Annotated in this window: 14 protein-coding genes and 5 pseudogenes; 8 read left to right on the forward strand and 11 right to left on the reverse strand. The window is 60.8% G+C overall.

Features of this window, described 5'->3' with window-relative positions; genetic code table 11:
• Positions 1–7: 7 nt before the first annotated feature.
• The 11 genes and pseudogenes from JN403_RS05265 to tssA all read right to left on the reverse strand — a co-directional run bounded on the left by JN403_RS05265 (position 8) and on the right by tssA (position 12870).
• A complete protein-coding gene (locus tag JN403_RS05265) occupies positions 8–439 on the reverse strand; it encodes a DcrB-related protein (RefSeq protein WP_205485870.1) in 432 nt (143 codons plus the stop codon).
• Between the two features lie 27 nt (positions 440–466).
• Positions 467–2410 carry a type VI secretion system tip protein VgrG gene (locus tag JN403_RS05270; protein WP_205485871.1) on the reverse strand — a complete coding sequence of 648 codons (1944 nt, stop codon included), beginning with the start codon at positions 2408–2410 and terminating at the stop codon, positions 467–469.
• A gap of 130 nt (positions 2411–2540) precedes the next feature.
• Positions 2541–5219, reverse strand: a complete 2679-nt coding sequence (gene tssH / locus JN403_RS05275; RefSeq protein WP_205485879.1) for a type VI secretion system ATPase TssH — start codon at positions 5217–5219, stop codon at positions 2541–2543.
• On the reverse strand, positions 5212–6291 hold the full coding sequence (gene tssG / locus JN403_RS05280; protein WP_205485889.1) for a type VI secretion system baseplate subunit TssG: 1080 nt from the start codon (positions 6289–6291) through the stop codon (positions 5212–5214). Before tssG ends, tssH begins: the two co-directional genes overlap by 8 nt.
• Positions 6255–8114: a type VI secretion system baseplate subunit TssF gene (gene tssF, locus JN403_RS05285; protein WP_205485898.1), complete on the reverse strand. Its 1860-nt coding sequence runs from the start codon at positions 8112–8114 to the stop codon at positions 6255–6257. The genes tssG and tssF overlap by 37 nt, the downstream gene beginning before the upstream one ends.
• Positions 8111–8626 (reverse strand): type VI secretion system baseplate subunit TssE, encoded by a 516-nt coding sequence (gene tssE / locus JN403_RS05290; protein ID WP_205487231.1) that lies wholly within the window; start codon positions 8624–8626, stop codon positions 8111–8113. Before tssE ends, tssF begins: the two co-directional genes overlap by 4 nt.
• The gene (locus JN403_RS05295) at positions 8620–9051 is read right to left on the reverse strand and encodes a hypothetical protein (RefSeq protein WP_240356820.1); all 432 of its coding nucleotides are present in this window, start codon (positions 9049–9051) and stop codon (positions 8620–8622) included. The genes tssE and JN403_RS05295 overlap by 7 nt, the downstream gene beginning before the upstream one ends.
• Before the next feature lie 52 nt (positions 9052–9103).
• Positions 9104–9592 (reverse strand): type VI secretion system tube protein Hcp, encoded by a 489-nt coding sequence (locus JN403_RS05300; RefSeq protein ID WP_205485900.1) that lies wholly within the window; start codon positions 9590–9592, stop codon positions 9104–9106.
• A 126-nt stretch (positions 9593–9718) separates the two neighbouring features.
• Positions 9719–11212 carry a type VI secretion system contractile sheath large subunit gene (gene tssC, locus JN403_RS05305; protein ID WP_205485909.1) on the reverse strand — a complete coding sequence of 498 codons (1494 nt, stop codon included), beginning with the start codon at positions 11210–11212 and terminating at the stop codon, positions 9719–9721.
• 15 nt (positions 11213–11227) lie between these two features.
• Positions 11228–11743 (reverse strand): type VI secretion system contractile sheath small subunit, encoded by a 516-nt coding sequence (gene tssB, locus JN403_RS05310; protein WP_205485926.1) that lies wholly within the window; start codon positions 11741–11743, stop codon positions 11228–11230.
• A gap of 108 nt (positions 11744–11851) precedes the next feature.
• Positions 11852–12870 (reverse strand): annotated as a pseudogene (gene tssA / locus JN403_RS05315) (type VI secretion system protein TssA).
• Between the two features lie 384 nt (positions 12871–13254).
• On the opposite strand from tssA, the gene tagH (JN403_RS25285) reads away from it, so the two are divergent.
• From tagH (JN403_RS25285) to JN403_RS05350, 8 genes and pseudogenes are all read left to right on the forward strand, one after another.
• Entirely contained in the window at positions 13255–13698 is a 444-nt protein-coding gene (tagH, locus tag JN403_RS25285) for a type VI secretion system-associated FHA domain protein TagH (RefSeq protein ID WP_240356822.1), read from the forward strand.
• Positions 13699–14067: 369 nt separating this feature from the next.
• Positions 14068–14648, forward strand: a pseudogene (gene tagH / locus JN403_RS25290) (type VI secretion system-associated FHA domain protein TagH); the annotation flags it as partial.
• A gap of 57 nt (positions 14649–14705) precedes the next feature.
• A complete protein-coding gene (gene tssJ / locus JN403_RS05325; RefSeq protein ID WP_205485935.1) occupies positions 14706–15221 on the forward strand; it encodes a type VI secretion system lipoprotein TssJ in 516 nt (171 codons plus the stop codon).
• A gap of 15 nt (positions 15222–15236) precedes the next feature.
• Positions 15237–16570, forward strand: a pseudogene (tssK, locus tag JN403_RS05330) (type VI secretion system baseplate subunit TssK).
• A 6-nt stretch (positions 16571–16576) separates the two neighbouring features.
• Positions 16577–17890, forward strand: a pseudogene (locus JN403_RS05335) (DotU family type VI secretion system protein); the annotation flags it as partial.
• Positions 17891–17894: 4 nt separating this feature from the next.
• Positions 17895–21396: pseudogene (tssM, locus tag JN403_RS25760) on the forward strand (type VI secretion system membrane subunit TssM).
• Positions 21393–22046 (forward strand): type VI secretion system-associated protein TagF, encoded by a 654-nt coding sequence (gene tagF / locus JN403_RS05345; protein WP_205485940.1) that lies wholly within the window; start codon positions 21393–21395, stop codon positions 22044–22046. Before tssM ends, tagF begins: the two are co-directional and overlap by 4 nt.
• Entirely contained in the window at positions 22047–22778 is a 732-nt protein-coding gene (locus JN403_RS05350) for a protein phosphatase 2C domain-containing protein (protein WP_205485943.1), read from the forward strand. It begins immediately after the preceding gene.
• Positions 22779–22787 lie beyond the last annotated feature (9 nt).

Below are 22787 nucleotides of genomic sequence, written 5' to 3' on the forward strand. Positions count from 1 at the left end.
GCGCTCATTAAATACCGTCGAACTGCAGTGACTGTTTGATCGTCGCCCAATGCCTTGCTTCGGGCTCGCCCAGCGGCTGCGCCTTTACATAGCTGAGGGCGAGCATCTTGCGCGTGCCGGGCAGCACCAACGCCAGCTGATACTGGAACACCATCTCCTCGCCTTTGCTGAACTGGCTGCGCAGCTCAAGCGCCTCGATGTCCTGCGCGGCGCCGACTCGAATGGCTAGCGCTGGCTGATAACGCAGCTCTTTTACCTGCTGTTCCAGGCGCTTGAGCTGGGCGTCGAAGTTGCTGTGCAGGGTTTCGTCTTGCGCCAGAAAACTGCGGCTGACGATCAGCGAAGTGCCCAGCGCGGGAAACTTGAGGATGTTGATCGAGGCGTCCTGCAACGCGCTATCCGGCAGGGCGAACTGGAATTCGTTGATGCGGTACTTCATAACGGCGATTTCTCTCGAATAAGGTGTTTACTGGCCGGATTTCGGCTCGGGGAACATGGCTTTGACGGCTGCGTCGATACTGCCTTTTTCGCCTTGGCCGTCAGGCGTGGCACCCGGCCCGCCGCCGATGTTCAGGTGCAGATGGCCGCCCGTGTTGATCTCGGCGCTGCCCTCGGTGTTGAAGTTGAACTGCACGCCAGTGAGGTTGATCTGCCCGCTGGCATTGAGCTCAAGCACGCTCTTGCCGCAGACCAGACGCAGGTTTTCGCCGACCTCGATCAGGTAGCTGCGGCTAATGCTGTCGGTCTTGCTCGAACCCACCAGCAAAACATCGTCGTGCTGCACGGCGCGCAGTCGGTCGAGCCCAATCGTCACCGTCTCGGTGTTGCCGATGCTCTTGTTCCGGTCGTGCCCCACCGAGTGGCTTTCGTCCACTTCGACGACGATGTCCTGATTACGCTCGGCGTGGATGTACAGCTGCTCACTCCCTCTTTTGTCCTCCATGCGGATTTCGTTGAAGTTCGCAGGCGTGCCGCCCTTGCTTGACCGGCTTTTCATCCCGCTTTGCGTGGCATTGGCGGGTAGGTCGTAAGGCACGGTTTGTTCTGCGTTGTAAACGCGGCCGGTGATGATCGGGCGGTCGGGGTCGCCCTCGAGGAAGCTGACAATGACTTCCTGACCGATGCGCGGGATTTGCACCGAGCCCCAGTTCTTCCCCGCCCAGGCTTGCGATACACGAATCCAGCACGAGCTGTTTTCGTTGGACTGGTCGTGACGGTCCCAGTAGAAATGCACCTTCACCCGGCCAAACTGGTCGGTCCAGATTTCTTCGCCGCTGGGGCCGACCACCCGTGCGGTCTGCGGCCCTTTGACGATGGGGCGCACGGTCTTGGGCAGTGGCCGGAAGCTCTGTTGCGCGCTGATGCACGACATCGCGCTTTCGTACTGCAGGCCTGCGCCGCTGGTGCCGGTTTCCAGACTTTCCTGGCTGATCATGTAGCTGGCGGCAACGATCAGGTATTCGCGGTTTTGGTCCGGGCGGCTGAAGCCGGTCATGCTGAAAAGATGCCCCGATCCCAGTCCGCGTGTATTGCCGCTGAACTCGACGCGTTCGTGCAGGCTTTGAATCGCCTCGATGCGCGTGCGGGCGTAGTGCTCGCCGTCCTCGCTTTGCACGTACGTGCCGGGGTAGTCATACAGCGGATAATCGCCTGCCGCATGAGGTCGTGGCATGGCCGAGCGCACATCGATGCGAGCGCCGGGGCGCTGGAAGTCGTAGTCATTAAGCTCCAGAGAGCCCGGCTGGACTTCCTGCGCCAGCCGCCAGTCATTGAGGTGATCGCGCTCGCGGTGCTGACCGTCCGGTGGGTAGTAGGGAACAGACTCATAGCCAGGCGCCGGTTGATGCGCGCCATAAGCGTCAGCCAGGACCAATACGTGACGGTCTTTTTCATGACGGAAGAAATAGTAAATTCCTTCCTGTTCCATCAAGCGGCTGACAAAGTCGAAGCTGGTTTCCCGGTACTGAACGCAGTATTCCCACTCGCGATAGGGGCGGCTGAGGGCGTCTTCAAAGTCGGAGAAGCCCAGGTCGCGGAACACCTGTTTGATGATCTGCGGAATGCTCTGGTGCTGGAAAATCTTGCAGTCAGAGGTGCGCGTCAGCAACCACAGCCAAGGCCGCAGCGTGACCTGATAACTGGCGAACTGACCGGCATCGACGTTCTGGCTGCACCGCGCAACCAGCCCGTGGAAATAGCGCTCGTTGCCGTCAATCAGCTGCAGCGACAGGCTCATGGGCTTGCCCAGCAACTGGTTCAGGTCAATGGCCGCGTCGTTCGATGTCAGCTGCAATTCGTAATCGAACATACGCCCCAGCTCATCGCCGCCGCTCATGTGTTTGAGCAGCAAAACATCGGGCCCCAGCGGGCTGCTGACTTGGGCGAGGCGGGTGAGTTGCTTGAACTGCATGGGTTATCTCAATGACTTGATGGCCCTTGTAGGAGCGCGCTTGCCCGCGAATGGGCTGGGTCAGCTGATGCAGTCATCTCAGACCGATCGCATTCGCGGGCAAGCGCGCTCCTACACGGATTAATAACGCTCAACCGACATCGCTGAAGTGGTAATCCAGTTGCTGATCGCTGACACCGATTCGTACCGCCTCCATTGGCTTGCCGTCGAGCATGCGCGTGAGGAACTCACGGCTCATGTCCGGCAGCAGGGTGTTGGTCACAATGGTGTCGATCATCCGCCCGCCGCTTTCGGTTTCGGTGCAGCGAGAAACGATCAAATCGACCACAGCGTCGTCGTACTCAAAGGCCACATTGTGCGTGCTTTCCACGCGCTTCTTGATGCGCTCCAGTTGCAGGCGGGTGATGGCCTTGAGCATGGTGTCGCTGAGCGGGTAATACGGGATGGTCACCAAGCGTCCGAGCAGCGCCGGCGGGAAAATCTCCAGCAGAGGCTTGCGCAGTGCGGTGGCGATGTCGTCCGGGTTCGGCACGTTGAGTGGATCTTTGCACAGGCGTGAAATCAGATCTGTGCCCGCGTTGGTCGTGAGCAGAATCAAGGTGTTCTTGAAGTCGATCACGCGGCCTTCGCCGTCTTCCATTACGCCTTTGTCGAAGACCTGGAAGAACATCTCGTGCACGTCCGGGTGCGCTTTTTCCACCTCGTCCAGCAGCACCACGCTATAGGGTTTGCGCCTTACTGCTTCGGTCAGCACGCCACCTTCGCCATAGCCGACATAGCCGGGCGGTGCACCCTTGAGGGTGGAAACGGTGTGCGCTTCCTGGAACTCGCTCATGTTGATGGTGATGACGTTCTGCTCACCGCCGTACATGGCTTCGGCGAGCGCCAGCGCGGTTTCGGTCTTGCCGACACCCGAGGTACCGGCCAGCATGAACACGCCGATCGGTTTGCTTGGGTTGTCCAGGCCTGCGCGCGAGGTCTGGATGCGCTTGGCGATCATTTGCAGCGCGTGGTCCTGACCGATGATGCGTTTGCTCAGGTGCTGGTCGAGCTTGAGCACGGTTTCCAGTTCATTGCGCGCCATGCGCCCAACGGGGATCCCGGTCCAGTCGGCAACCACCGAGGCGACGGCCTGGTAGTCCACGGTTGGCAATATGAGCGGGCTTTCGCCTTGCAGGGCACTGAGGCGTGTTTGCAGGTCAACCAGTTTTTCACGCAAGGCATCGCCCTGTTCAGAACCGGTATCACTGTCCACCACACCAGCGCCTTCTCGCAGTTCGGCGCGGGTGGCGAGGAGTTCGTCTACCAGCGTTTTCTCTTCGCTCCAGCGGCCTTCCAGTTCGGCAAGGCGCTCGCGCTCAGTGCTCAGCAACGTTTCGCTGTGGCTGCGTCGTGTCCCGGTGGCGATGCCAATGGCGTGTTCACGAGCAATGATTTGCAACTCGGTTTCCAGCGCTTCAATGCGCCGACGGCTGTCATCGACCTGCGCAGGCACGGCATGCAAGCTCACGGCAACCCGTGCGCAGGCGGTATCGAGCAGGCTGACGGATTTATCCGGCAACTGCCGCGCAGGAATGTAGCGATGGGACAGCTTGACCGACGCCTGCAGCGCTTCGTCCAGAATCTGCACCTTGTGATGCTGCTCCATGGTCGAGGCCACGCCGCGCATCATCAGCAATGCTTTGTCTTCAGAAGGTTCTGCGACTTGCACCACCTGGAAGCGGCGGGTCAGGGCCGGGTCTTTCTCGATGTGTTTCTTGTACTCAGCCCAGGTGGTAGCGGCCACGGTGCGCAGGGTGCCGCGAGCCAGCGCAGGCTTGAGCAGGTTGGCGGCGTCGCCGGTGCCTGCCGCGCCGCCAGCACCCACCAGCGTGTGGGCTTCGTCGATGAACAGGATGATCGGCTTGGGCGAGGCCTGAACGTCTTCAATGACCTGACGCAGGCGCTGTTCGAATTCACCTTTCATGCTCGCGCCGGCCTGCAGCAGGCCGACATCCAGGCTGCGCAGCTCAACGTCCTTGAGTGCGGGCGGCACGTCACCGGCCACGATGCGCAGCGCGAACCCTTCGACCACCGCTGTTTTACCTACGCCCGCTTCACCGGTGAGAATCGGGTTGTTCTGCCGACGGCGCATGAGGATGTCAACCATCTGCCGAATCTCATCGTCGCGGCCAACGATCGGGTCAAGCTTGCCGCTGCGGGCCTGCTCGGTCATGTCGACGGTGAAGCGTTTGAGCGCTTCCTGCTTGCCCATGGCGCTAGGGGCGATGGCACCACTGGCTTCGCCCGGTGTTGCACCTGCCATAAAGCCATCGTTTGCACTCAGGGCGTTTTCCGGGGAGTCACCGACGTACTCGTCAAAGCGCTCGCTCAAGGTCTCGGCCTTGAGCTTGCCGAACTCGGCCGACAAGGCCAGCAGCGCATTGCGCAGGCTCGGGGTTTTGAGAATGCCCAGCAGCAGGTAGCCCGTGCGCACTTGGCTTTCGCCGAACATCAGGCTGCCATACACCCAGCCGCGTTCGACGGCCTCTTCGACATGCGAAGACAAGTCGGTGATCGACGTCGAGCCACGCGGGAGTCGGTCCAGCGCTTCAGTCAGGTCGCGGGCCAGGCGCGCGGGCTCGACGTTGAACTGACGGATGATCCGGTGCAGGTCCGAGTCCTGCAATTGCAGCAACTGATGAAACCAGTGCGCCAGCTCTACATACGGGTTGCCCCGCAGCTTGCAGAACACGGTTGCGGCTTCGATGGCCTTGTAGCCGACGCTGTTCAGTTTGCCAAAAAGCGCTGCCCGACTGATTTCACCCATGTGCTGTGCTTCCTGCGTAAGAGTCTGAAGAGTGGGCCGACAGCGGCTGCGCGCAGCGCGTCAGGTCGGCGTAATGGCGGGCCAGAATCAGGTCCCGTGGGTCTCGTGCTGGCTGGCCCAGCCACGTGTTGAAACCCAGGCGAAACTGGCCGTTGAGTTGCAATTTGGGCACTTGGGGTTGTTCAAGAATGAGGTTCAGGTCCCAGTCCAGTTCATGCCCCAGGTATTCCGCAACCCAGGCGACCAAGTGTTTAAACGGTTCGCCATCGGGCAACATGCCCATGTATTGATCGAGCTTGAGCGGACCGACGCGGATACGGAATTTGTGTTGGCGGTCCCACACGTGGCTGCCCAGACAAAAATCGACACCCAACTGATTGGCGCTGACGGAGACGCGGCTGCGTTCGGGCAGCTCCAGCCATTGGCCCACATACTCCTCGATCTCCACCGGTAGACCAAAGTACGACTCAAGAATGGCTTTCAAGCCGTCGGGGTAGCGAGTCTGAGCCGCCAGATGCCCGCTGAAGTGCAGCTTGGCCGTATCAGGGATAAGCCCTTGGCGCAGCAGGCTCGGCATGCCGCGACCACTGAGCGCCGCCAGTCGCGCCAACCAGTAATCGTCGTCTGGCCGGTCGTGGCTAACGGTTGGCCTGGCTTCGGCCCAAGCTCGGTAAAACAAACTCAGCAAGCGGTGATGGAACACGTCCAGAAAACGTTTGCTGGTGCTGTCAGCGTTATTGCGCTGACGATCGCGCACATACTCGGTCAGGTGCAGCGGCAGCGGACCGTTTGGCCCACCAAGGCCAAAGAAAAACTGCTCCAGGCGCGCGGCCTTGCCGTCTTCGGCAGGCGTCAGCGCCGCCAGTGTCGAGGGTGCAAACGCACACTCGGGCTGCTGTCCCAGCCGCAAAGGGTCATCGGCCAGTCGCACAGAATGGCCAAAGCGTGGCAGGTGCGGTGACTCACACTCGATCCGCCGCATTGCCTGGAAGAAGTCGTACTTCCACGGCGCATCGTGCATGTCCGTGAGCGTACTCACAGGGTCGGACGACGGCCGGGATTGGCTTTCCATCGCATGATCTCGCCGCGTTCGCTGGTACGAATCACGGTCTCGGTAAAGCTGTTGATGGACACATAGCGCGCCAGAAAGCGCTCAAAAACGGCGCCTAGGACAAACACGCCGGTGCCGCGGAAGGCGTTCTCGTCGAACTCCAGCGTGATCTCAAGACCACGCCCGAACACAATCGGCCCAGGCATCGGCAGACGGCGTGTGCAGGCTTTGCTGCGTACCTCGCGCAGGCCTTCTATCTGTAATTGCAGGGCGCTGTCGTTGCTGTCGCCGTACAGCCGCAGCAGTTCGCGCAGGGCTGCTGCGCCTTGGCCTTCTTCACTGAGCGACAGGTAGTTAAGCGACAACTGACTGATCAGGCGCCAGGCTTTCTGGTCGTGGGCATGGCTGGCACGCGGACGACTGGGTCCGGCCAGGCAGCGAATCGACGTCACCGGGGCGCTGTCGGCCAGCGTGAAGTCGGTCATGCCACCGCCCACGTTCATGAACAGCGGCAGGTCGCGGTTGGTGCACAAGGCTGTCACGCCGAGCTGGCGCAGGTCATGGCGATACGGCGCTTGCTGGGGGTCCACCAGGCTCACAAATGTTTCACTGCCGACGTAGTTGGAGCGCGTCCCATTGCGCCGCTGCTCGCTGGACAACACGCGCGGCTCGCGGCGCAGGGTGTAATAGGCCTGGTTGCGGCCATAGCGTGACGGGTCACGCACCGCGTAAAACGGCAGAAACGGTTGCTCGGGTCCCGTGCCGTGGCCGGTGATACTGGTCAACGAATGAATCTCGAAATCCATCGGCCTGGTGCGGTCGGCAATCACATGGTGCTCGCTGACCCGGTCTGACAAGTGAATCCGGTCGACGCGGCGTGAAAACAGGTTGATTGCAGGCGTGCAGAACGGCACAAATTGCTGCGGGCCAACGCTGCCTTCCAGGCTTTGATCGAGGCGATCGAACAGCACGATCAACTCCAGCTCCTGGCCCGTGCAGCGTTGGACGGCGCGCCCCAGATGCGTGAAGTCAACGAACAGGTAGCGCTGGGGCAGTGCGAAATATTCCTGCAGCAACCGATAGCCTTGAAACGCCTGCGCCACGATAGGCATGGCTGCTTCACGGTCATCGAAACCGCACGACTTAATAGCCTCGCTTGGCAGGCGTTCGACCCAGTCGGCACCGGGCTGGCGGGCATACACGGCGCAGGCATTGCCCAGTAACTGCTCGTAGAGGCGAAACGGTTGCTCATCGGCGCCGTTCAAGTACAGCGGCAGGTTTTCCAGGGTCAGGCTGTTGAACGGCGTTTCGGCGCCGCTGCGCAGGACAATGCGCAACCCGGCCTTGGCCTTGGGTTCGGCCGCCGCCAAGCGGCCCAATACGGTTGCGGGGTTGCCGAAGTATTCAGCCTGGCTGACTTTCAGCGGCCACAGGGTGACGTTGTGGGCACTGCGGTATTCGCATGGCGTCTGCGAGTCGCGACCCAATGTGGCGCGCAGGACACTGCCACGTGGCAAGTTGAAGCCGCTGTTGAGCGAGCCCTCATCGGGATCGATCTGCATCTGCACCACGGTCATCGACGGCGTGGGCGCCAGGTAGTGCGGGTAGGCGATTTCCAGCAGGTTGTGCGTGAAGGTCGGGTACTCGGCGTCCAGCTTGAGCTGCACGCGGGCGGTCAGGTACGCAAAGCCTTCCAGGAGGCGCTCGACATAAGGGTCGGCGCAGTCGATACCTGACAGCGTCAGGCGCCCGGCAATCTTGGGGTATTCCTTGGCAAACTCTGCCGCGCTTTCGCGCACGTGTTGCAGTTCCTGGTTGTAGAGTTCCAGCAGGCGCGGATTCATGTGCGCCTCCGTTGCTGGGCAGGCACGACCTGAACATGCCCTGATTCCAGGTCCAGATCAGTGCGCAGTAACAGGGGCAAGGCCACAGGCTGGGCCCACAGATCGCCTTCAATCTCGAAGCTCAGCGCGTTGTGGTTCATTTGATCCGGCAAGGTCTGTGCTCGTACACGCAAGGTATTGCGCAAAATGCGCGGTTCATAAGTGGCAATGGCTTGGTAGATCAGGCCTTCCAGAACGCTCACGTCGATGCTCGACGCAGTGTTACCCGCCAGCGCAGGCAGGCCGTAATTGATCACTGACGTGCCCGCGGGCGTATTCAGTGTGGTGTCAGCGTCCAGCAATGACGTGCTGTTGAGCAGCCAGGTCAGATCACGCATGACCGACGCTTTCAGCTGGCTCAGCGACAAAACGCGCTTGTCGGTGCCTTCCTGAAGGTTGCCGGGCTCATCGTCCGTCAGCCGGTCGAGCAGCGAAGGTTGCAGGCGCTCGCGCAGGGTCAGGTCGTTCACCAGTCGAAATCCCAGATCAGAGCTTTCTGATCCCAATAGCCGGGTCCGCACGCAGCGATTTGACTCACGGGCGCAACTTCCACCCTGCCCTTGAAATAACGAATGGCTTGCAGATCTGTCGCACAGTCCTTGCTGGGTGGAGGTAGGTGCTCGCTACGTTCTACCATCAGCACTTGCGCTTGGCGGTAGGATTCCACTCGCACGTTTTTCTGTCGGTCTTCGCTGAATCGGCAGGGCCATATCATATCCAGCGCAATGGATTGCGCGGCGGAAAGGCTCAGAGCACAACGCCCGTTGTCGTTAATCAAACTCACGTTTTTTCCAGCGAAGCTCGCGTGAACAAGGCCTGGGCTGTCAGAGGGCGCGGGATCGGCGCAAGCTGCAATGCTGAATATGCCCAAGGCAAACAACGCACTCTTTTTCATCATGGCAGTTCCCAGAACCTTGCCCCGCCATCCCTGGCAGGGCGCGTGCGTCATATCAGCGTTTGGTGTTCGAACGGATGTTCCAGCCAAACTTGATCGGGCCGCCTTGTTTGGAACCGTCAGCTTTCTGCTCTTGGTACTCGACCATGACCTGAGCGAAGTTCAGGGTCACGTTCTCGGTCAGACGGTCGTCCGAGCCTGAGCCGCCGGTGTGCAGGGAGGTGATCAGCACTTCTTCCAGGTCGATTTTCATGTACTCGACCTGGCTTTCACCGCCGGCCTTGCGCACCACCAAAGTGACCTTGTCGACGTGCTTGCCGCTGGCGCAGTGCATCATCAGGTTTGGCGAGGATTTATCGACATACTTGGTGATGGTCAGGTCTTGAATATTGACCTTGCCAGCACCACCGCCACCGCCGACGTGCATGTTGCCGGACTGGGACATGCCCCAGCTCCAGTTCAACACATCGATTTCTTCCTTGTGGGCTTTGTCCATGGACTCGCCCTTGATGTCGCCGATCTTGATGAAGATATCAACAGCCATGTTTTCTCCTGAAGTGGCGGCTGCCACTGTTTGGGGTGCCGGGCTGCCTCGTCGTCGAGATCAGCCCGTTGAGCAAAGTGGATCTTTATGAGCGCGAGCCAGTCAGTGCCCACGATGAAAAGGTGATCAGGCGCCTTTAGCGGACGGCAGCTTGGAGACCAAACGCAACGACACCGTCAGGCCTTCAAGCTGATAGTGCGGCTTCAGGTAAAACTTCGACGTGTAATAACCCGGGTTACCTTCAACGTCCTCAACTACCACTTCCGCGGACGCCAGCGGGTGCTGGGCTTTGGTGGTTTCGGTGGAGTGCGCAGGGTCACCGTCGACGTAGTTCAGAATCCAGTCTTGCAGCCAGCGCTGCATTTCATCGCGGCCTTTGAACGAGCCGACTTTGTCCCGCACGATGCACTTGAGGTAGTGAGCGAAGCGGCAGGTGGCGAACAGGTACGGCAGGCGAGCGGCCAGATTGGCGTTGGCGGTGGCGTCCGGGTCGTCGTATTCGGCCGGCTTCTGCAACGACTGAGCACCGATGAATGCGGCAAAGTCTGTGTTCTTCTTGTGCAGCAGCGGCATGAAACCGTTTTTGGCCAGTTCCGCTTCGCGACGATCCGAGATCGCGATTTCGGTCGGGCACTTCATGTCCACGCCGCCGTCGTCGGTCGGGAAACTGTGCGCGGGCAGGTTCTCAACTTCGCCGCCGGACTCCACGCCACGAATCCGCGAGCACCAGCCATAGTGTTTGAACGAGCGGTTGATGTTGACGGCCATCGCATAGGCTGCGTTGGCCCAGGTGTACTTGGCGCTGTCGGCGCCGTCGGTGTCTTCTTCGAAGGCGAAGGCCTCAACCGGATCGGTCTTGGCGCCATAAGGCAGACGGGCCAGGAAGCGCGGCATGGTCAGGCCGATGTAACGCGAATCCTCGGACTCACGCAGCGAGCGCCAGCCTGCGTATTCAGGCGTCGTGAAAATCTTGGTGAGGTCACGCGGATTGGACAGCTCCTGCCACGAGCTCATGCCCATCACGGTCGGCGAGGCCGCAGCAATGAACGGCGCGTGCATGGCTGCGCACGTCTTGGACAGCTCGCCCAGCAGTTCCACGTCCTGTGGCGACTGGTCGAAGTAGTAGTCGCCTACCAGACAGCCGTAAGGTTCGCCACCAAACTGTCCGTACTCTTCCTCGTACATCTTTTTGAACAGCGGGCTTTGATCCCACGCCGTGCCCTTGAATTTCTTCAGGGTCTTGTGCAGCTCCGGCTTGGCGATGTTCAGCACGCGGATTTTCAGCTGCTCATCGCTTTCAGTGTTGTTGACCAGGTAGTGCAAGCCACGCCAAGCGCTTTCCAACTGCTGGAATTCGGGGTGGTGAATGACCTGATTGACCTGAGCGGTGAGCTTGGCGTCGATGGCGGCGATGATCGCTTCGATCGAGGTGATGGCGTCGTCGGAGACCAGATCGGTCTGTGCCAAGGCCTGCTCAGCCAAAGTGCGAACAGCCGTCTCGACGGCTTCGCGCGCACGGTCGGTCTTGGGTTTAAACTCTTGCAGCAGCAGCGAGGCGAACTCGTTGGCTTCTTCGGTACGGCCTGACTGGGCCTGATTATCACGCAGTGATTCGGTCATGATCGTTCGTCCTGATTAGGCTTTCGGCTCGGAGTCCTGGGGTTTTGGCGCACTGGCCAACGCCTTGAGCAGGGCCGGATCCTTGATCGCTTTCATGATGATTTCTTCTGCGCCGGTCTTGCCATCCATGTAGGTCAGCAAGTTGGCCAACTGAGTGCGCGCTTCGAGCAACTGCCTGAGCGAGTCGACCTTGCGCGCCACGGCGGCAGGGCTAAAGTCGTCCATGCTTTCGAAGGTGATGTCCAGGCTCAGATTGCCTTCGCCGGTCAGCTCGTTGGGCACGTGAAACGCGACTCGCGGTTGCATCGCCTTGAGGCGTGAGTCGAAATTGTCGACGTCGATTTCCAGAAACTTACGGTCCGCTACAGCGGCCAAAGGCTCGGCAGGCTTGCCGGCAAGATCCGCCATGACACCCATCACGAAAGGCAGCTGGACCTTTTTCTCTGCGCCGTACAGCTCAACGTCGTATTCGATCTGAACCCGCGGTGCGCGGTTGCGCGCAATGAATTTCTGAGAACTGGTGTTCGCCACGTTGCTCCTCCTGGTCGCTGCTGCGACGTAATTGGCGTCATCGGTATTGGCCGGTAACGGGGTTGCGGGGTCCTGGCCGGGGCGGGCTCGCGATGCAGGCGAGCAGCGTTACTCGGCGTCGGGCCCTCGCAGGTTTTCGAACTGGGACATACCGTCGGGAATCAGGTTGCGCACGATCGCTTCAAAGTCAGCGTTGACCAGCTGTTTGGCGCGGCCAAGCAACATCGGCAAGGGGCTTGAAGGCTCATGACGTGCGTAGTAGGCAAGGATGCGATCAAGGCTGCGCACGACATCGTCGCGGTTACCGATCTCTGCATTGCCCCGCGCAGCGACGGGGGCTGCTGCCGTTTGGGCCTCAGGCTGAGCGTCGATAGTCTCTGGGGAAGGTGAGTGGCCTTCAGCAAAGGCCGGTGCGTATTCACTCAGAATATGCAACGCCTGTTTAAGCGGCTGCTTGAGGGGGAAAGATCCACGCCTTGTGCCGAGCCCACTTGTTGCGAGACGTACTGTTCGATGGCATCTGCAGCGTCGTGAGCTTCCTGCAACGCTGCGCGAAGGGCGCTCAGTTGCTCGGGGTCACTGTCACGCAGCGCGCCGGCCAGCTCTTCGGGTTTGAGGTGCTCGTCACTGAAGGTCTGCAAACCACTGGCATTCAGGGCTGCGCGCAGTCTGATCGAACCGAAGGTGCGTGAACGGACCAGCAGGCTCTCGCGCAGCAACCGAACGTTGGCTTCGCAAGCGATACCCGCCAGCGCATTGATGCGCACGGTGGGATCGTTATCGTCTTGGGCGTCGAGTTGCGGATGCAGGGTGGCCCAGTATTGGCCGAGCAGATCATTGATCAGGGTCAGTACGTTGGCCAGCCCGGCAAAGCCGTCCAGGGCCAAAGCGCTCTGTAGCAGGAAATGAGTGACGCGAAGGTCTTTGCTGCGCTGAAGAAGGGTGGTGCTGGACTGTTCGATCAGTCGCCAGTTCGGCGGCTCTGCCTGTTGCACGGCGTCGCCCATGGAGCGCTCAGGCTTCCCTTGAGCGTCGCGTTCCAATTGCAGGAAATCAGCGTCGTATTCCAGGTCCTCGCCACAGGGAGAGTCCGCAGACACAGCGGCGAGCAACAACGGAACATCCACCAAAATCGATCTCCTTATCGGTCGCATGCACATCAGAGCAATAAAAATTTTAATTAGAGCAAGGGGGAGCAAATGCGGCGTTGTAAAACCAGTGATGCCACATAGGCATCATCTGTCTTTAAACGGATGTCATTTTTGGTGTGGAACTTACCCTTTGTCAAGGTAAGCTATACGACCTTTGGATCGTATGTGATACAGACCGCAGGATGGATGAACGCAAGGTCGACCTGTGGACGACTGTCATTCAACTGTGTCTAAAATTGCGAAAAAGCCAGAAACTGGTCTTTATTTCACTTTTATTGAGCGTCTTCTCACAATATTCGGTCCTGGGTCTTAGGGAGCTGGGCCTCGAACCGTGGTCCGAAGTGTAAGCAAGGAGGCGCAGTGTCGCTCTGTCTGACTATTACCAGCTATCACAAAATAACCCCCGGACAACTCCCCGAGAAGTCGATGGACAAAGGGGTCATTTCGATTGGCCGTAGTCTGGAAAACGACTGGGTACTGCCTGACCCTGAGCGCTTGGTGTCTGCCAAACATTGCGTTATTCAGTTCAAAGACGGTCGGTACTATTTGACCGACCACAGCACTAATGGTGTCGAGTTGGTCAAGGCCGGTATTCGACTGCGTCGCGGCAATAGCGAATGGCTTGAAGACGGCGAAGTTATCCGTATCGGCGACTACGAAATTGGCGCGCGTATTGATGCTGATTTGACGCTGGCCGACTCCAACCCCTTCGGCCTTGAGGCCTCCAGCAGCTTTGACGCGCTGATGGGGCGCCAGAACAGCCCAGCCCCCATCAGCAACGCCCCCTGCGACGGCCCACTTTAAAGGCGGTGCTGCGCAGGACACGTTTCCCGATCTGTTCGATTTTCTGACCCCGGCCAGTGTTCCACCTGCGACCCAATCGGATCACGTCCCGGTCGAGCGTCATGATTTTCGCCCCCTATCCCTCAGGCACCTAGTGCGCCCCTTATCACGCCCGCGTCGGCGTCGAGTGTCATCCCTGAGGATTGGGACTTATTGTCCGACGTCGCCGCGCAGCCGCAGCCGCAGCTACCGCCGTTGGCCGTTGCGCCTGTGGTGCCGGTCGTGCCTGTTGACGTGCCCCCGGTGTTCACCGTTGAACCAGATCCGGTGCAGTTGCCTGCTGTCGAGCGCGTTGAGCCCTTGGTGCCGCCCGCGATCGGCGGTGGTGCAGACCTTCTTCGCGCTTTTTGCGCGGGGCAGGGCTCGACCAGTTGCGCATCGACCCGGCGCAAGCCCAGGCCCAGATGGAGTCGATCGGTCGCAGCTATCGGTTGATGGTGGAAGGCTTGATCGATGTGTTGCGTGCCCGCAGCAGCCTTAAAGGCGAGTTCCGGATGCAGCAGACCATGATCAGCCCGGTGGAAAACAACCCGCTCAAGTTTGCGCCGAATGTTGATGAGGCACTGCTGTTGCTGCTGCGCCACGGCAATCATGCGTTTATGTCGCCGGACCTCGCCATTGCTGACAGCTTTGATGATCTGCGTGCGCACCAGTTGGCGGTGATGGCAGGTGTGGAGGCGGCGATCAACGCGCTGCTCAAACGTTTCGAACCCTCCCGGCTTGAGGCGCGTATGGGCAAGCCCGGCGCCCTGTCGAACCTGTTCGGTTCGCGTCACGCGCAGAATTGGCAGCAGTTCACCGAACTGTATGCGCAGATCTCCCGCGAAGCAGAAGAAGACTTTCAAGACCTGTTCGGACGTGAGTTCAGCCGCGCCTACGAAGAGCACAGCACCCGACAGCGGCGATCCTGAAGCGCAGCGGCACCCGGAAAAAACGGAAATACAGTCAGCACGTCATGAGGACGCAGGATGTTTGGAAAAGTGGTAATGGCAGCGTCCATCGCGTTGTTGTTGGCAGGTTGCGCCAAAAACGGGCAGACGCCACCGTCCGCCGACGCGCCTGAGAAGGCAGCGGATGCGGCAACCGTCGAGCTGCACTTCAACGCCGTCGCTGGACTCAATCCTGGCGCCAACGGCCAGCCGGCGCCTGTGCGCGTGCGTATCTTTGAATTGAAAAACACGGCCAGTTTCTTGCGCGCCGATTATTTCGCGTTGGCCGAGCGTGCCCAGGCAACGCTGGGTGCCGACCTGATTGATCAGGACGAAGTGCTGGTCCAGCCGGGGCAGCAGCTGACCCTTTCTCGCGACCTCAACAGCACCACGCGCCAGATCGGACTGGTGGTCGGCTACCGCGAGATCGATCAGGCCCAGTGGCGCACGGTTGTCACTGTCGCACCACGCAAGGTCGGTGCGTTTCAGATCGGTCTTGATGCCCGCGCTGTGACCAGCGCTCCGGCCGCCACCCCAACTCGTCCCGCCCAATAGGCAATCGGAGAACCCATGTCCTGGAACAATCGTGTGGTCTGGTCGGAAGGCATGTTCATTGGAACACAGCATTTTCAGCAGCATGACCGCTATCTGGAGAACCTCATTGATGCGCGCAGCCGTCCGCTGTCGGCCGGGGCCTGGGGGCTTTCCGAGCTGTTGCTGGACCAGGGACTTTTGGCACAGGGCAAGTTGGCGATTGTCTCGGCGCGCGGCTTGTTGCCCGATGGTACCCCGTTCAACATTCCCCACGATGACCTGGCGCCCAGCCCCTGAACATCGACGACAACCTGCGTGATGGTCTGGTTTATCTGGCGTTGCCGCTCAAGCGCGCTGGCCAGCGTGACACGGTTGATGAAGGCGAAGCACTGGCGGGTGCGCGCTTTGTCAGCCAGGTGCGCGAAGTGCGCGACGACAATGCGCCGTTTGAAAATCGCGCGCCGGTAGCGGTTGGTGCGAGGGCCTTGCGTCTGGTCACTGAGCGTGACGGCTTGAGCGACTATGCAGCGATCGGCCTGGCGCTGGTAAAAGAAAAACGAGCTGACCGGGCGTTGGTCCTTGATGAGGCCTACATCCCGCCCGTGCTTGACGTCGCGGCGTCCAGGTTGCTCGCGGCTTTTCTGGGTGAGTTGTGTGGCCTCCTCCATCAGCGCGGTGAAGCGCTTGCCGGCCGGGTGGTCGCATCGGGTGCCGGTGGCGCTTCGGAAATTGCGGACTTCTTGCTGCTGCAGCTGGTCAATCGCGCGCAGCCGTTGATCAATCACCTGAGCCAACTGACACCGCTGCACCCTGAGCGCTTATACAGCGAGCTGGTGAGCCTGGCGGGCGACTTTGCAACCTTTTCCAATGCAGGGCGTCGCCCGCAAGCCTTTGTCCGCTACCAGCATGATGACCTGGCCCTAAGTTTTGCGCCGGTGATGCTGGCATTGCGTGAGGCACTGTCGATGTTGATCGACAGCAAGGCCACACCGATTCCGATCGTTGAAAAAGCCTACGGCATTCATGTGGCCATGCTCGCCGACCGTAACCTGATCGACAGCGCCAGCTTCATCCTGGTGGTGCGGGCCGACATGCCCAGCGAAGCGTTGCGCGGGCGTTTCGGCCAGCAGAGCAAAGTTGGCTCGGTGGAGCACATCCGCGACATGGTCAATTTGCAGTTGCCAGGCATTGGTCTTCTGCCTCTGCCGGTGGCGCCACGGCAGATTCCGTTCCACGCGGGGTCCACGTATTACGAACTCGACCGGGGCAGCGAGCACTGGAAAGAGCTGATGAATTCGGGTGGTTTCGCGTTCCATGTGGCCGGTGAATTCCCGGGCCTGAACCTGGCTTTTTGGGCGATCCGAGGATAAACCGCGATGTCTTCCAACGATGACCCTTTTGGCCCTGGCACGCCGGCCAACGACCGCACGCAGTTCATGCCGCGCCCCGGTGGCCGCGATCCGCAACCTGCAGAGCGCAGTGAGCCGCCGCCACCGCTTTCTGTAGCGGCGGCCCCTCTGCCAACTGGCAAGTCGCAGGGCCTGAACCCACTGGAGGCCGCAGCCGGTCCGCTGCTGGCATTGCTCACGCGCTTGCGCAGCACCATTGCCCACCCGGCCCCGGCCAGTTTGCGCGCGCAACTGCTGGCGTACCTGCGCCAGTTTGAGGAGCGTGCGCAGGCGGCCGAGGTGGCGCGCAACGACATCCTGCTGGCGCGTTATGCGTTGTGCACCGCGCTGGATGAAGCCGTGCTGAGCACACCGTGGGGCAGCGCCAGTGAGTGGGGCAAACAGAGCCTGTTGATCACCGTGCACAACGAAGCCTGGGGCGGTGAGAAGGTCTTTCAGTTGCTGGAGCATTGCTTGCAGACGCCCCGCGAGCGTTTGTATCTGCTGGAGCTGTTGTACCTGTGCATGTGCCTGGGCTTTGAAGGCCGCTACCGCGTGATGAAGGATGGCCGTAGCCAGCTTGATGCCTTGCGCGAGCGCACCAGTGCAGCGATTCGTACGGCGCGCGGTGAGATCGAGCGCGAGTTATCGCCGCATTGGCGAGGCGTGACCGTGGCGCGTGATCGCCTGTCGCAGTTCATGCCGCCCTGGGTCGCTGCCGCCATCGGCGTGGCCCTGTTGCTGCTGCTGTTGTTCGGCTTGCGCCTCAAGCTTGCGTCGGATGCAGAGCCGGTCTTCAAAAATATTCATGCACTGGGCGAGATCCCCGTGCAGGCCATCACCCCGGCCGTGGTGCAGCCTAAAGTCATAGAGCGCCCGCGCCTGGCGGGCTTTTTGGCTGAGGACATCAAGGCTAATCGCGTGGCGGTGGAAGATGCGGTGGATCGTTCGGTGGTGACCATCCGCGGCGACGAATTATTTGCCTCGGCAAGCTCAACCATTGTCGACGACTACCAGCCTCTGATGCTGCGCATTGCTGATGCCATTCGCAAAGTCAAAGGCCAGGTGCGAGTCACCGGGCACAGCGACAATCGGCCTATTGCCACGTTGCGCTTCCCGTCCAACTGGGCGCTGTCTCAGGCCCGTGCCGAGCAAGTGCTGCAAATCCTGGCAGCCAAAACAGGCCAGCCTGAGCGCTTCTCCGCCGAAGGTCGCAGCGACACCGCGCCGGTGGCGCCCAATGCAACAGCCGAAGGACGGGCGAAGAATCGCCGCGTTGAAATCACTGTGTTGGCGGAGGGGTTGAGTGAAGGCGTTTCTCGGTTTTATCGTTCGCTGGGTCGTGCCTGTTCTGGGTCTGATTGCCCTCAGCCTGATCATTTGGTTTGTTGGACCGCTGCTTGACGTACTGATGTCCGAAGGACGGCGCTGGACACTGATCATTGTGCTGTTCGCCGTCTGGATCGCCTGGCGAGTGTTTCGCATCATCCAGGCGCGTCGCAATGCCGCGCAGGTGATGCAAAGCCTGGCCGCTGAAACGGCGCCGGACCCTGCCAGCGTCGCCACCGCCGAAGAGCTGGCCACGCTACGCCAACGCATGGATGAGGCGCTAAAGCTGCTCAAGCACGCACGCTTGGGTGGCGATGAGCGGCGCAACCTGTATGAGCTGCCGTGGTACGTGATCATTGGTCCACCCGGTGCGGGCAAGACTACGGCTCTGGTTAATTCCGGGATGCATTTTCCGCTGGCAGCGCAGATGGGCGCCGGTGCGATTCGTGGCGTGGGCGGTACGCGCAACTGCGACTGGTGGTTTACCGACCAAGCCGTGCTGTTGGACACAGCAGGCCGTTACACCACCCAGGACAGTCACGCACAGGTCGACAAGGCCGCGTGGCTGGGCTTCCTCGACCTGCTGAAAAAGCAGCGCTCACGCCGCCCCATCGACGGTGCGTTCATTGCGATCAGTCTGTCTGATCTGCTGCTGGGCAGCGAAGCCGAGCGTGCGGCTCACGCGGCAGCCATTCGCCTGCGTATTCAGGAGCTGTATAGCCAGTTGGGCGTGCGCTTCCCGATCTACGTGATGCTGACCAAACTCGACCTGGTGCCGGGCTTCATGGAGTTCTTCGATGCCTTGAGCAAAGAGGAGCGCGCGCAGGTGTGGGGCATGACCTTCGCACTGGACAATCCCAAAAACGCAGAGGGGCCGATCGGGCATTTTCTTGACGAGTTCGCCTTGCTTGAGCAGCGCCTGAACGCGCGTCTGGTCGAGCGCTTGCAGCAAGAGCGTGATCCGGCACGGCGTGACCTGATCTACGGTTTTCCGCAGCAGTTCGGGGCCCTCAAAGACACCCTGCAAGCGTTCCTCGACGGTGTGTTCAAACCCAACGCGTTTGAAGAGCGTGCATTGCTGCGCGGGGTGTATTTCACCAGCGGTACGCAGGAAGGCAGCCCGATTGACCGACTGATCGGAGCCATGGCCCAGAGCATGAGCCTGGACCGTCAGCACTTGGCGCGACAGACCGGCACCGGTCGCAGCTACTTCATTGAAAAGCTGTTCACGGCGGTTGCGTTCGCCGAGCGTGGGCTGGTGGGTGTAAACCCCAAGGTCGAACGTCGGCGCAAATGGCTGGCCCGAGCTGCATTGGCCGCCACCGTTGCGGTGGTGGTATTGGTCAGCACGCTGTGGGTGATCAGTTACCGCGCCAACCAGGCCTATATCGCCCAGGTCGATCAGAAGGTCGCGCCACTGGGACAAAGCGTACAAAGCCTGAGCCCCGCGCAGCGCGATGTGTTGGCGGTGTTGCCACTGCTAAATGCGGTGCGCAACCTGGCAGGCGATGCCCCTGGCATGTCGCAGGGATTGGGTTTGTATCAGGGCGACATGCTGCAGGCTGAATCCGGCAGCGTGTACCGCAAGCTGCTGATTGCGGTCTTCGCGCCGAGACTGGTCACCCGGCTTGAAGAGCAACTGCACAGCGGCGGCAGCTCGGACTTTCTCTACGAAGGGCTCAAGGCGTATCTGATGCTCGCCGACAGCGAGCATTACGATCCGGACTTCATCAAGGCCTGGGTCACTCTGGACTGGGACCAAAGCCTGCCGCGTGACCTGCCGCCCGATCAGCGCCAGGCACTGGGCGAGCATTTGCAGGCCTTGTTTGAGCGTCATCCACCCAATGCGCGACTGGACCAGCGGCTGATCGACGACTTGCGCCGTCAGTTGCAACAACTGCCCGTGGCGCAACGCGTTTATGACCGGGTCAAGCGCCAGAAGCTGCCGGACGGCGTCACCGACTTCCGTGTGAGCGAAGCCGCCGGGCGCGATGCCGTGCTTGTGTTCGCCCGCAAGAGCGGCAAGCCGTTGAGCGCGCCACTGAGCGGCTTTTTACGGCCAAGGGTTATCGCGATGCGTTCCTGGCGACCAGCTTGAGCCAAGCCGGGACGCTGGCCGAAGAGCAATGGGTGCTGGGGCTGGAACGTGCTGATCAACAGAACGTCGCCAGCCTGGCCGCAGATGTGCGCCGTTTGTACTTTCAGGATTACCAGCGCGAGTGGGATGCGTTGCTTGCAGACCTCGACTTTGTGCCCATCACCAGTGTCGCTCAAGCCTCTGACGTCTTGCGGGTGATTTCCGGCCCCACCTCACCGCTGAAAAAACTGCTGGTGGCAGTGGCCAACGAAACCAACCTGCAACAAGGCGAGAAGCTCATCGCCGAGCAGGCCAGGAAGGTCGACGGTGGCGTCGATCAGCTTAAGCAGCGCCTCGGTTCGATGCTGGGCCGGGAGCAAGCCAGCAATGCCGTGGCCGCTGTCGTGGCAGAAGACCCGGTCAGCATCCATTTTGCCGAACTCAATGCGTTCGTCAGCAAGGGCGAGGGTGAGCCAGCCGCGATTGACGGCCTGTTGGCCGACATGAATGCGCTCTACGTACAGGTCAGCGCCATGGCGGGCGCCAGCGGTGAGGCCCTGCTGGGCGAAGCGAAAAACTCCGCCAGCGCCGCGGCCACGCGGGTCAATCTGACCGCGGATCGTGAGCCGCCGGTGGTCAAGGGACTGGTCAAATCGGTGGTCAGTTCCACCACCAACACCATGATGGGCGGGGTGCGCAATCAACTGAACGCTGCCTGGATCAGTGATGTGGTGAACGTGTATCGCCAGTCACTGAGCGGTCGCTATCCGTTGGCGCCGGGCAGTGTGCGCGATGCCACGCTGGATGACTTTGGTCAGTTCTTCGGGGTGGGCGGGGTGATGGATAACTATTTCCGCAAATACCTGCAGGACTACGTGGACACCTCGGCATCGGCTTGGCGCTGGCAGCCGGGCGCTGCTCAGAAACTGGGCATCAACGCGTCAGTGTTGCAAACCTTCCAGCGTGCTGCGGCGATTCGCGACGCATTCTTCCGCTCCGGTGGTGTGCAGCCTTCGGTGCGCTTCGAACTCAAACCGGTGGCGATGGACGCCTCGATCACCCAGTTCTTGCTTGATCTGGACGGCCAGCAAATCAGTTATGACCACGGCCCTAGCCGCGCCGTCGCGATGCAATGGCCCAACGCCGGCAGCATCGGCGTCGTGCGCCTGTCGATTTCTCCCCGGCGGCCAGTGGTCGTTCCGGTATCACGCTGGACGGTCCGTGGGCGTGGTTCCGTCTGCTGGAACAGTCGGATCTGGTGTCAGCCGGTTCGCCCGACCGTTTCAACTTACGTTTGCGGGTCGACAGCGCCAGCATCTCGTATGAGCTGCGCGCCAACAGCGCCTTCAATCCGTTCAAGAGCCGAGTGTTGAGCGGCTTCAGCCTGCCGGAGCGGTTATGACCACGCCGGGCTTTTACGGCAAGCTGGCCAGCCGCGGCGACTTCGTCAGTCGTGGCCTGGCGCAGCATTTCATTCAGCCTTGGGATGCCTGGCTTTCGGCGGGGCTGCAGGTCAGCCAGCAGCAATTGGGCCAAGCGTGGCTTAACGCTTATTTGGTCAGCCCACTGTGGCGTTTTGTCGTGGCACCGGGTGTCTGTGGCCCTCAGGCTCTGGCCGGGGTGTTGATGCCCAGCATTGATCGGGTGGGGCGCTATTTTCCGCTCACTGTGGCGCAGGTGATCGAGCCAGGCCAGTCGTTGGCCGCGTTGGTGAGTGCGCCGCAGCAATGGTTTGATCACGTCGAAGCATTGATGTTGGCGACCCTGGAGCCTGATGCTGATTTTTCAGCCTTTGAGGACGGCCTTTCAGCCCTGGGATGCCTGCCGACGATCAGCGCCGAGCCAGTGAGCCACTTTGCCGGTCTGCAGCGGACCGACACCACCGACCCGCAAACCCGTCAGCGCGTGCTGGCTGAACTGGCGTGCACGCGGGCCAGCCTTTGGTGGGGCAACGGATCACAGCACATCGCGGCAGGACTCATGCGCTGTCAGGGCCTGCCTGAATCCAGGGAATTCGGCAGCTATCTGCTGGGACAAGGGGCGTTGATCTAGATGCCTGCATTCGCTCAACACATTCAATACCGCAGCGCCAGCTACAGCCATGTGGGCATGGTGCGGCAGATCAACGAAGACGCGTTTCTGGAGCTGCCTGAAAATGGCCTGTGGGCGGTCGCGGACGGTATGGGCGGGCACGCAGCGGGGGATTACGTTGCCAGCCTGATCGTCGACAGCTTGCGTCGTGCATCACCCTCGGACACGTTAGCGACGTACACCCTGGCGCTGCGCGCAGCGCTGGTCGAGGTCAATGCGGCCGTGCGCGAAGAAACCGTTCGGCGTGCGGTGAGCATGATGGGCAGCACGGTCGTTGCGCTGGCGGTGCAAGGCAGCAAGGGCGTTTGCCTGTGGGCCGGTGATAGCCGTCTTTACCGTCTGCGTGACGGTCAGTTGCAGGGTATTTCCCGCGACCACAGTTACGTCCAGGGCTTACAGGACAGCGGGTTGCTTAGCGAAGCCGAAGCCCGTGTACACCCGCGTGCCAACATCGTTACGCGCGCTATCGGTGTCGACGATGCGCTGGATCTGGCGATCACACATCTGGATATCTTGCCGGGCGACACCTTTTTGCTGTGCAGTGACGGCCTGAACAAGACCGCCGAAGACCACGAAATTCGCGATGTACTAGGCCACACCGACCCCTATCAGGTGGTTCGCAGCCTGGTGCATCTGGGACTGACCCGGGGCGCCCCCGACAACATCACGGCCATCGTCGTCAAAGCCTCTTGAAGACCCACC

Origin of the sequence: Pseudomonas sp. 15A4 (assembly GCF_016925575.1) — a bacterium.
Lineage (GTDB): Bacteria > Pseudomonadota > Gammaproteobacteria > Pseudomonadales > Pseudomonadaceae > Aquipseudomonas.

Coding starts and splice junctions, on each gene's coding strand:
- tssF (WP_205485898.1), bottom strand. CDS start 8,114: ATGAATCCGCGCCTGCTGGAACTCTACAACCAGGAACTGCAACACGTG.
- tssH (WP_205485879.1), bottom strand. CDS start 5,219: ATGGGTGAAATCAGTCGGGCAGCGCTTTTTGGCAAACTGAACAGCGTC.
- JN403_RS05350 (WP_205485943.1), top strand. CDS start 22,047: ATGCCTGCATTCGCTCAACACATTCAATACCGCAGCGCCAGCTACAGC.
- tagF (WP_205485940.1), top strand. CDS start 21,393: ATGACCACGCCGGGCTTTTACGGCAAGCTGGCCAGCCGCGGCGACTTC.
- tssC (WP_205485909.1), bottom strand. CDS start 11,212: ATGACCGAATCACTGCGTGATAATCAGGCCCAGTCAGGCCGTACCGAA.
- JN403_RS05270 (WP_205485871.1), bottom strand. CDS start 2,410: ATGCAGTTCAAGCAACTCACCCGCCTCGCCCAAGTCAGCAGCCCGCTG.
- tssG (WP_205485889.1), bottom strand. CDS start 6,291: ATGGAAAGCCAATCCCGGCCGTCGTCCGACCCTGTGAGTACGCTCACG.
- JN403_RS05300 (WP_205485900.1), bottom strand. CDS start 9,592: ATGGCTGTTGATATCTTCATCAAGATCGGCGACATCAAGGGCGAGTCC.
- tssJ (WP_205485935.1), top strand. CDS start 14,706: ATGTTTGGAAAAGTGGTAATGGCAGCGTCCATCGCGTTGTTGTTGGCA.
- JN403_RS05265 (WP_205485870.1), bottom strand. CDS start 439: ATGAAGTACCGCATCAACGAATTCCAGTTCGCCCTGCCGGATAGCGCG.
- JN403_RS05295 (WP_240356820.1), bottom strand. CDS start 9,051: ATGATGAAAAAGAGTGCGTTGTTTGCCTTGGGCATATTCAGCATTGCA.